Here is a 9768-nt window from a genome sequence, read left to right as displayed (position 1 = left end):
TCCCGGAGAGAGGGCACTGTCGCCACCAGAGCGCGCCGCCGAAGGCGCGCCACGCAAAGCAACCGGCCTGGCGTGTCGCACGACACGGACGGGCAGTCGGTTCCGGGGAGGGTCCTATGAGCGAAGTGACGATGACCGTGAACGGACGGGAGATGACGGGGACGGTCGAAGACCGCACGCTTCTCGTCCAGTATCTGCGGGAGAACCTCGGACTGACCGGCACGCATGTCGGCTGCGACACCTCGCAGTGCGGCGCCTGCGTCGTGCATGTCGACGGCAAGGCGGTGAAGTCCTGCACCATGCTGGCAGTCCAGGCGTCGGGCTCCGCCGTCACCACCATCGAAGGACTGGCGAACGGTGCCGAGCTGCACCCGGTGCAGGCGGCGTTCCGCGAGCATCACGGCCTGCAGTGCGGCTTCTGCACGCCGGGGATGATCATGACGGCGGTGGACATCATCGGCCGGCACGGCAGCGACCTCGACGAGCATACGGTCCGCGAGGAACTCGACGGCAATATCTGCCGCTGCACGGGTTACCACAATATCGTCAAGGCGATCCTGGCCGCCGCCGGCGCCGGCGAGCCGCAGCGCCTGGCCGCCGAATAGGCAGGCCGCGCGGCATGGCATAGCGATCACGAGCGGCCGGACCGCCGGAGGAGGCGGTTCCTGGCCGGTTTTCGAACACTGGGAGGTTTCGGAATGGGTATCGAAGGCATCGGCGCACGGGTTCTGCGCAAGGAAGACAAGCGGTTCATCACGGGCAGGGGCCGCTATGTCGACGACATGGTCGTGCCGGGCATGAAATATGCCGCCTTCGTCCGCTCGCCCTACGCCCATGCGACGATCACGGGCATCGACGTTGCCGCGGCTTCGGCGATGCCGGGCGTCATCGGGGTGCTGGTCGGGGAGCAGCTGCAGGGCGACGGGATCGGCAATCTGATCTGCGGCTGGGGCGTCTCGTCGAAGGACGGCTCGCCGATGAAGATGGGCGCCTATCCGGCGCTCGCCGTCGGCACGGTGCGCCATGTCGGCCAGCCCGTCGCCGTCGTGGTGGCGGATACCCGGCTTGAGGCCCGTGACGCTGCGGAAGCCGTCGACGTCACCTATCAGGAGCTGCCGGTCGTCGTGCAGGCGACCGACGCCCTCAAGGAGGGCGCCCCGCAGCTGCATCCCGAAGCGCCCGGCAATCTGATCTTCGACTGGGAGCTCGGCGACCGCGCCGCGACCGACGCTGCCTTCGAGCGGGCGGCCCACGTCACGAAACTTCACATCGTCAACAATCGCCTCGTGCCGAACCCGATGGAGCCGCGCGCCGCGCTCGGTCACTACGACATGGCCGACGACCACTACACGTGCTGGACGACGTCGCAGAACCCGCATGTCGCCCGGCTGGTGATGAGCGCGTTCTACAACGTCGCGTCGGAGCACAAGCTGCGGGTCATCGCGCCCGATGTCGGCGGCGGCTTCGGCTCGAAGATCTACATCTACCCGGAAGAGATCGTCTGCCTCTGGGCGTCCAAGCGAACCGGCGTGCCGGTCAAGTGGACGTCGGATCGCTCGGAGGCGTTCCTGACCGATGCGCATGGCCGCGACCACGTCACCGAGGTCGAGATGGCCTTCGACGCCAACCAGCGCATCCTCGGCCTGAAGGTCGACACCATCGCCAATCTCGGCGCCTACATGTCGCTCTTCTCCTCGGCGACGCCGACCTATCTCTATGCGACGCTCTTGTCCGGCCAGTACGACATCCCGGCGATCCACGCCAATGTCCGTGCCGTCTACACCAATACCGTGTCGGTGGACGCCTATCGCGGCGCCGGCCGGCCGGAGGCGACCTATGTCGTCGAGCGGACCATGGAGACGGCGGCCCGCGAAATGGGCGTCTCCCCGGCGGAACTGCGCCGCAAGAACTTCATCCGCACCTTCCCGCACCAGACGCCGGTGATCATGAACTATGACGCCGGCGATTTCGACGCGAGCCTCGACGCCGCCATGGCCGAGGCCGATGTCGCCGGCTTCGAGGCCCGCCGGGCCGAGGCGCGGGGTCGCGGCAAGCTGCGCGGCCTTGGCATGAGCTGCTACATCGAAGCCTGCGGCATCGCCCCGTCCAAGGCGGTCGGCTCGCTCGGCGCCGGCGTCGGCCTCTGGGAATCGGCCGAGGTCCGGGTCAATCCGGTCGGCACGATCGAGATCCTCACCGGCTCGCACAGCCACGGCCAGGGCCACGAGACCACTTTCGCCCAGCTCGTCGCCGAGCGCTTCGGCCTGCCGGTCGACAACGTCCAGGTCATCCACGGCGACACCGACAAGGTACAGTTCGGCATGGGCACCTACGGCTCGCGCTCCGGCGCGGTCGGCATGTCGGCGATCGTCAAGGCGCTCGACAAGGTCGAGGCCAAGGCCAAGAAGATCGCCGCCCACGTGCTGGAAGCGGACGCCGGCGACATCGTCATCGAGAATGGCGAGGTGAAGGTCGCCGGCACCGACAGGAAACTCGCCTGGCACGAGGTCTGCCTCGGCGCCTATACCGGCCACAACCTGCCGGACGGCATGGAGCCGGGCCTCAAGGAGGGCGCCTTCTACGACCCGACCAACTTCACGTTCCCGGCCGGCTGCTACATCTGCGAGGTCGAGGTCGACCCCGAGACTGGCACCACCGAGATTGTCCAGTTCGTCGCCGCCGACGATTTCGGCCGGGTAATCAACCCGATGATCGTCGAGGGCCAGGTCCATGGCGGGCTTGCCCAGGGCATCGGCCAGGCGCTGCTCGAGGGCACGCATTACGACGACACCGGCCAGCTGGTGACGGCGTCCTACATGGACTATGCGATGCCGCGCGCCTGGGACCTGCCGATGTTCAAGGTCTCGACGTCCGAGACCCTCTGCCCCGGCAACCCGCTGGGCATGAAGGGCTGCGGCGAGGCCGGCGCGATCGGCTCGCCGCCGGCCGTGATCAACGCCATCACCGATGCGATCGGCAACAACGATCTGTCGATGCCGGCGACCCCGGAAAAGGTCTGGCACGCACTCCACGCGGTTGCCTGAACAACGAGATTTCCCGGCGGCGCGGTGTCGCCGGGGGGCTTTGCCGCCCTGACGCCTTCAACCTCGCGCCGCGCGGTCGGCCTTCTGGCCGACCCGGCGCCGTACGGAGCAGACCCATGTACGAGACAGTCTATCACCGCCCGACCTCGCTGGAATCCGCCGTCGCGCTCATCGGCGAGAGCGGCGGCGAGGGCAAGTACATGTCCGGTGGCCAGACGCTGATCCCCACCATGAAGCAGCGCCTCGCCGCGCCATCCGCACTGGTCGATCTGCGCCACGTGCCGGAGCTCAAGGGGATCGAGGTCAATGGTCGCTCGATCCGCATCGGTGGCGGCACCACCCATGCGGAGGTCGCGCAGCATGAAGGCATCGCCGGCGTCTGTCCGGGCTTCAGCGAGCTGGCCGGCCTGATCGGCGATCCGGCTGTGCGCCATCTCGGAACGCTCGGCGGCTCGATCGCCAACAACGATCCAGCCGCCGACTACCCGGCGGCGATGCTGGCGCTCGGCGCGACGATCCACACCAACCGCCGGGACATTCCGGCAGCCGACTTCTTCCTCGGCCTGTTCGAGACGGCGCTCGAGGAAGACGAGATTGTCACCGCCGCCTCGTTCGAGGCGCCGGACCGCTGCGGCTACGAGAAGTTCCGCAACCCCGCCTCGCGCTACGCCATGTGCGGCGTGTTCGTCGCCCAGCGCGGAACGGACGTGAAGGTCGGCGTGACCGGCGCCGGCTCGAACGGCGCCTTCCGCTGGGAGGCGGCGGAGCAGGCGCTGTCGTCGAACTTCGACGGTTCCGCGGTGGCGGATCTTGCCGCCGACGAGGGCATGATGATGTCCGACATGCACGGCACGTCGGCCTACCGCGCCAACCTCGTGAAGGTCGTCACCAAGCGGGCCGTTGCCAAGGCTGCCGCACACTGACAAAGTTCTGCGGCGCGCGTCCTTTTCAGGCGCGCGCCGGGCATTCCCTGGCTCGACTGACTGACTGTCGGGCGGGTGCATCAGGCCCCGCAGCGGCCAGCGCCCGGTGCGCCATTTGACGCATCAAGCGATCGTCGGTGGCGGAACATTTCAGGAACGGTATGTTGGCCTGATGGCCAAAACCACCCTCATCGACAAGCTCGCGATCCTCTCGGACGCCGCCAAATACGACGCTTCCTGCGCTTCCAGCGGCTCGACCCGCCGCGACTCGGCGAAGTCGAAGGGCATCGGCTCGACCGAAGGCTCCGGCATCTGCCATGCCTACGCGCCGGACGGGCGGTGTATCTCGCTGCTCAAGATCCTGATGACCAATTTCTGCGTCTATGACTGCGCCTATTGCGTCAATCGGTCGTCGTCCAACGTCCCGCGCGCCCGCTTCACGGTCGAGGAGGTCGTGCAGCTGACGATGTCGTTCTACCGGCGCAACTATATCGAGGGCCTGTTCCTCTCTTCCGGCATCATCCGCAGCTCCGACTACACGATGGAGGAGATGGTGCGGATCGCCCGCAAGCTGCGGCTGGAGGAGAACTTCGCCGGCTATATCCACCTGAAGACGATCCCCGATGCGTCGCCGGCGCTGATCGAGGCGGCCGGGCTCTTCGCCGACCGCCTGTCGATCAATATCGAACTGCCGACCGACGCGACGCTGGAGGCCTTCGCGCCGGAGAAGAAGCCGCGCGACATCCGCCGCGCCATGGGGCATCTGCGCGCCAAGATCGAGGAGCACAGAGGCGAGAAGCGCGACCGGGCGAAGCCGGCGCGCTTCTCGCCGGGCGGCCAGTCGACGCAGATGATCGTCGGCGCCGACGGCTCGGACGACGACCGCGTCCTCGCCCGTTCCGAAAACCTCTACGGCAACTACCGGCTGAAGCGGGTCTATTACTCCGCCTTCTCGCCGATCCCCGACGCCTCCAGCCGGCTGCCGCTCGGCAAGCCGCCGCTGATGCGCGAGCACCGGCTCTATCAGGCCGACTGGCTGATGCGCTTCTACGGCTTCGACCGCGGCGAGATCGTCGCCGGCGGCGAGGCGGGCATGCTCGACCTTGCCATCGATCCGAAGCTCGCCTGGGCCCTCAAGCACCGCGAGCGCTTCCCCGTCGACGTCAACCGGGCCGACAAGGAGACGCTGCTGCGCGTGCCGGGGTTGGGCACGCGGGCGGTCGACCGGATCCTCTCGACGCGCCGGCACCGCACGCTGCGGCTCGACGACGTGGCGCGGCTCTGCCAGTCGGTCGCCAAGGTCCGCCCGTTCATCGAGGCGCTGGACTGGACACCCGGCGCGGCGACGGACAGTGCGGGGTTAAGGGAGCGGTTCCTGCCGAAGCTGCGAGCGCCGGCGCAGATGGAGCTGTTTTGAGGGGACGGTTGAGCTTTCATCTCAGCTGCATTTGACAACGTCAGCGTTGTGCCGCGGCGTCCAACAGGATCGTCATCCTCGGGCCCCGTCCCGAGGATCCATGCTTCCGCGCGGCAATGGCCTGTCCAATGCGGCCACAACCGGTCGGGCAGGTCGTGAGCAGCGTGCGGGATTGGAACTGGATCCTCGGGACGGTGCCCGAGGATGACGTCAAAGGGGATGGCGCAGTCAGCCGCTAAGCCCAGAGACGTTTGACAAGAACGGGAACAAGTCGGTTCCGCGCCAAGTTGAGATTTCCACCCACCTCATCGGTCGTCCATGTTCACCGCCCCGCTCTCCTTCCCCGCCGACTTCGACGGCTGGCGCGTCGCTTCCCGCACGGCGCTGGCGCTGGGCGTTCCCCCCGAAGAAATGAGCTTCACGGTCGGCGAGGAAACGCCTGGCCTCTTCGCCGAGCCGCTTCCGCCCGCACCCGCTGGCGCCCCGCAGCCCACCGTGCCGAAGGCGTTTCCGGAGCTCGCCGCCAAGCTCGTCTGCCATGCCGATACCGACCGCTTCGTCTTCGCCTACCGGCTGCTCTGGCGACTGCAGACGGAAAAGCAGCTGCTGGAGATCGCCTCCGATCCCGACATCATCCGGGCGCGCGAGATGGAAAAGGCGGTGCGCCGCGACAGCCATAAGATGAAGGCCTTTGTGCGCTTCCGCGAGATCGAGGATCCCGAACTCGGCCGGCACTACGTCGCCTGGTTCGAGCCCTTCCACCACATCGTCGAGCTGACCGCGCCGTTCTTCGCGCGGCGCTTCGCCGGCATGGTCTGGACGATCCTGACGCCGGAGCGCTCGGTGCACTGGAACGGCTCGGACCTGTCCTACCTGCCGGGGGCCACCAAGGACATGCGGCCCAAGGACGACGACATGGAGGCGCTGTGGCTCACCTATTACGCCTCGATCTTCAACCCGGCGCGGCTGAAGGTGAAGGCGATGCAGGCCGAGATGCCGAAGAAATACTGGGCCAACATGCCCGAGACCGCGCTGATCCGGCCGCTGATCGAGGGCGCCGAGGCTGCGTCGCAGCGGATGATCGAAACCGCACCGACCCTGCCGGGTTTACGACATGAACGCCAGGTGGAGCGGGAGCGGATGGCAAGACGGGTTCCGGCTGAAGCATCGGAAGAACGCACGCGGCCGGTGGATCTCGAAACGGCCCGCAACGGGGCGAAGCACTGCAAGGCCTGCCCGCTCTGGGAGCCGGCGACCCAGACCGTGTTCGGCCGGGGTCCTGCCGACGCGCCGGTGATGTTCATCGGCGAACAGCCGGGCGACCAGGAGGATCTCGCCGGCGAGCCCTTCATCGGCCCGGCCGGCAAGGTGTTCGACCAGGCGCTGGCGGCGGCGGGGATCGACCGGACCCGGGCCTACGTCACCAATGCGGTCAAGCATTTCAAGTTCGTGCCTCGCGGCAAGCGGCGCATCCACGCCAAGCCGAATGCCGGCGAGGTCCAGGCGTGCCGCTGGTGGCTCGACGTCGAGCGCGAGCTGATCCGCCCGAAACTGGTGGTGGCGCTGGGGGCGACGGCTGCGGCGGCCGTGCTCGGCCGGACCGTGACGATCCGCGACACGCGCTCGAAGCTGATCGACCTCGACGAGGAGACGAAGCTGCTCGTCACCGTCCACCCGTCTTACATCCTGCGCCTGCCGGATGCGGCGGCGCAGGCTCGGGAGAGCGCGGCGTTCAACGCCGACATGGCGCTGGTGCGCCGGACGGTGCCGGAACTGGCGCTCGCCGCCTGATCAGCCGATCAGCACGCTGCGGATGATCAGGCCGAGCAGGCTGACCGCGGCGATGCCGCCGAGCCAGAGCAGGACGAACCAGCCTAGGCGCTTCCACAGGCTGGCCGGTGCGTCGCCGGGCTCGCCTGCCGGCCGGGTCAATGGTGGTAGCCTTCGCCCTCGACGACCTTGCCGCGGAATACCCAATAGGCATAGCCGGTGTAGATCAGGATCATCGGGATCAGCACCGACGCGCCGACCAACAGGAAGATCAGCGAGGCGTCCGGCGCGGCCGCGTCCCAGATGGTGATGTCCGGGGGGATGATGTTCGGGTAGAAATTGATGCCGAGGCCGGCGAAGGCGAGGACGAAGATCGTCAGCGCCGACAGGAACGGCCGCACGTGCTTGCCGCGTGCCAGCGAACTGAACAGGCTGAAGGCGGCGAAGGCGACGAGCAGCGGCACCGGCGCGACGTAGAGGATCTGCGGGAAGGTGAACCAGCGCACGTAGAACTCGGCGTCGAGGAACGGCATCCACAGGCTGACGAGACCGATCAGCACCAGCGTGCCGATGCCGGTGATCCAGGCGAAGCGATTGGCGATGTCATGCAGTTCGCCCTCGGTCTTCATCACCAGCCAGGTAGCGCCGAGCAGGGCGTAGCCGACGACGACGGCAACGCCGGTCATCAGCGAGAACGGCGTCAGCCAGTCGAACCAGCCGCCGGCATAGGCTCGGCCATCGACGTCGATGCCCTGAACCAGAGTGCCCAGCGCGATGCCCTGGCTCAGCGCCGCGACGACGGAGCCGATGAAGAACGAGACGTCCCACATCCAGCGGCCCCGCACCGTCCGGAAGCGGAACTCGAAGGCGACCCCGCGGAAGATCAGCGCCAGCAGCATGGCGATGATCGGGGCGTAGATCGCCGGCATGATGATCGCGTAGGCCAGAGGAAACACCGCGAACAGGCCGCCGCCGCCGAGGATCAGCCAGGTTTCGTTGCCATCCCATATCGGCGCCACGGTGTTCATCGCCGTGTCGCGGTTCTCGTGGCGCCCGAGCAGCGGGAACAGGATCCCGGTGCCGAGGTCGAATCCGTCGAGGATGACATAGGCGATGACGGCGAAGGCGATGATGAATGCCCAGAGAACAGCGAGATCCATGGTCGTCTCCTCAGTCCCGTGCCGGTTCGGGCGTGTTGCGCCCCTCGAGCGAGGGCGCCGGCGTGATGCCCGCCGTGCGTGTCGGCTGGTGCGGCGGGCTCGCCTCCTCGAAGGGAGTCGGTGTCTTGCCCATCAGGCGCAGGATGTAGAACGTCCCGGCGCCGAAGAGCAGGAAATAGACCACGATGAAGGCGACGAGCGAGGTGCCGACCGCTTCCGCCGCGATGGGCGAATGGCTCTCGGATGTGCGCAGGAGGCCGTAGACGGTGAACGGCTGGCGCCCGACCTCGGTGGTGATCCAGCCGGCGATGACGGCGACAAACCCCATCGGCCCCATCGCCAGCATCGCCCGCTGCAGCCAGGGGCTCGCATAGAGCGATCCGCGGAAGCGCTTGAACAGCGACCAGACGCCGATGCCGAGCATGGCGAAGCCGATCGCCACCATCACCCGAAAGCTCCAGAAGACGATGGTCGAGTTCGGCCATTCGTCGCGCGGGAAGGCGTCGAGCCCCTGCACCACGCCGTCGATCGAATGCGTGAGGATGAGCGAGCCGAGATAGGGCACGTCGACGGCGTAGTCGGTGCGGCCGGTCTCCATGTTCGGGATGCCGAAGAGCGTCAGCGGCATCGAGCCGTCGCTGTTGGTCTCGAAATGCCCCTCGATGGCGGCGATCTTGGCGGGCTGGTGCTCCAGCGTGTTCACGCCGTGGAAGTCGCCGGCGACGATCTGCATCGGGGCGACGATCGTCGCCATCCACAACGCCATGGTGAACATCACCCGTGCGTGGGCATTGCCGCGGTCGCGCAGCAGATGGAACGCGCCCACTGCGCCGACGACGAAGGCCGTCGTGAGATAGGCGGCGAGCACCATGTGCACGAGCCGGTAGGGGAAGGACGGGTTGAAGACGATCGCCCACCAGTCCTCGGGGACGAATTGGCCGACATCGTTGATGCCGTAGCCCGCCGGCGTGTGCATCCAGGAATTGACCGACAGGATCCAGAATGCCGAGAAGAAGGTGCCGATCGCCACGACCAGGGTGGCGGCAAAGTGCAGCTTCGGGCCGACGCGCTTCTGGCCGAACAGCATGATGCCGAGGAAGCCGGCCTCGAGGAAGAAGGCGGAGAGAACTTCGTAAGCCATCAAGGGACCGAGGATCGGCCCGGTCTTGTCGGAGAAGACCGACCAGTTGGTGCCGAACTGGTAGCTCATGGTGATGCCCGACACGACGCCCATGCCGAAGCTGAGCGCGAAGATCTTCACCCAGAAATTGAAGGTCTCCATGTAGACCGCCCGGCCGGTGGCCAGGAAGAGGCCCTCCAGCACGGCCAGATATGAAGCCAGGCCGATGGTGAACGCCGGAAAGATGATGTGGAAGGAGATCGTGAAGGCGAACTGGATCCGGGCGAGGAGGACGGGGTCGAAGCCTTCGAACATGGCGGTACCTGACGGGTTC

Annotated in this window: 8 protein-coding genes; 5 read left to right on the top strand and 3 right to left on the bottom strand. The window is 67.2% G+C overall.

The window, feature by feature from the left end; translation table 11 throughout:
* Positions 1 to 116: 116 nt before the first annotated feature.
* The 5 genes from GTW51_RS04975 (at position 117) to GTW51_RS04955 (ending at position 7175) form a co-directional block, all read left to right on the top strand.
* Entirely contained in the window at positions 117 to 605 is a 489-nt protein-coding gene (locus GTW51_RS04975) for a (2Fe-2S)-binding protein (RefSeq protein ID WP_163042801.1), read from the top strand.
* Positions 606 to 698: 93 nt separating this feature from the next.
* Positions 699 to 3044 carry a xanthine dehydrogenase family protein molybdopterin-binding subunit gene (locus GTW51_RS04970; RefSeq protein ID WP_163042800.1) on the top strand — a complete coding sequence of 782 codons (2346 nt, stop codon included), beginning with the start codon at positions 699 to 701 and terminating at the stop codon, positions 3042 to 3044.
* 116 nt (positions 3045 to 3160) lie between these two features.
* Positions 3161 to 3967 (top strand): FAD binding domain-containing protein, encoded by an 807-nt coding sequence (locus tag GTW51_RS04965; protein WP_163042799.1) that lies wholly within the window; start codon positions 3161 to 3163, stop codon positions 3965 to 3967.
* A 172-nt stretch (positions 3968 to 4139) separates the two neighbouring features.
* A complete protein-coding gene (locus tag GTW51_RS04960) occupies positions 4140 to 5384 on the top strand; it encodes a putative DNA modification/repair radical SAM protein (protein ID WP_163042798.1) in 1245 nt (414 codons plus the stop codon).
* 318 nt (positions 5385 to 5702) lie between these two features.
* Positions 5703 to 7175, top strand: coding sequence for a UdgX family uracil-DNA binding protein (locus GTW51_RS04955; RefSeq protein WP_163042797.1), 1473 nt, complete (start codon positions 5703 to 5705; stop codon positions 7173 to 7175).
* Here GTW51_RS04955 and GTW51_RS04950 read toward each other — a convergent pair whose 3' ends face one another.
* From GTW51_RS04950 to GTW51_RS04940, 3 genes are read right to left on the bottom strand one after another with little or no spacing between them, the layout of a single operon-like run.
* A complete protein-coding gene (locus GTW51_RS04950) occupies positions 7176 to 7316 on the bottom strand; it encodes a DUF2474 domain-containing protein (RefSeq protein WP_163042796.1) in 141 nt (46 codons plus the stop codon).
* Entirely contained in the window at positions 7313 to 8314 is a 1002-nt protein-coding gene (gene cydB, locus GTW51_RS04945; RefSeq protein ID WP_163042795.1) for a cytochrome d ubiquinol oxidase subunit II, read from the bottom strand. The genes GTW51_RS04950 and cydB overlap by 4 nt, the downstream gene beginning before the upstream one ends.
* A 10-nt stretch (positions 8315 to 8324) precedes the next feature.
* On the bottom strand, positions 8325 to 9749 hold the full coding sequence (locus tag GTW51_RS04940; protein WP_163042794.1) for a cytochrome ubiquinol oxidase subunit I: 1425 nt from the start codon (positions 9747 to 9749) through the stop codon (positions 8325 to 8327).
* Between the last annotated feature and the right edge of the window lie 19 nt (positions 9750 to 9768).

It is taken from the genome of Aurantimonas aggregata (genome assembly GCF_010500835.1).
GTDB lineage: Bacteria > Pseudomonadota > Alphaproteobacteria > Rhizobiales > Rhizobiaceae > Aurantimonas > Aurantimonas aggregata.
Note: the sequence above shows the minus strand (reverse complement) of the source record. Positions and strands in the feature narration are given on the sequence as shown.

What these genes read in the sequence shown, in the direction of transcription:
- GTW51_RS04975 (WP_163042801.1), top strand. Translation starts at nt 117, where the DNA reads ATGAGCGAAGTGACGATGACCGTGAACGGACGGGAGATGACGGGGACG.
- GTW51_RS04955 (WP_163042797.1), top strand. Translation starts at nt 5,703, where the DNA reads ATGTTCACCGCCCCGCTCTCCTTCCCCGCCGACTTCGACGGCTGGCGC.
- cydB (WP_163042795.1), bottom strand. Translation starts at nt 8,314, where the DNA reads ATGGATCTCGCTGTTCTCTGGGCATTCATCATCGCCTTCGCCGTCATC.
- GTW51_RS04970 (WP_163042800.1), top strand. Translation starts at nt 699, where the DNA reads ATGGGTATCGAAGGCATCGGCGCACGGGTTCTGCGCAAGGAAGACAAG.
- GTW51_RS04960 (WP_163042798.1), top strand. Translation starts at nt 4,140, where the DNA reads ATGGCCAAAACCACCCTCATCGACAAGCTCGCGATCCTCTCGGACGCC.
- GTW51_RS04940 (WP_163042794.1), bottom strand. Translation starts at nt 9,749, where the DNA reads ATGTTCGAAGGCTTCGACCCCGTCCTCCTCGCCCGGATCCAGTTCGCC.
- GTW51_RS04965 (WP_163042799.1), top strand. Translation starts at nt 3,161, where the DNA reads ATGTACGAGACAGTCTATCACCGCCCGACCTCGCTGGAATCCGCCGTC.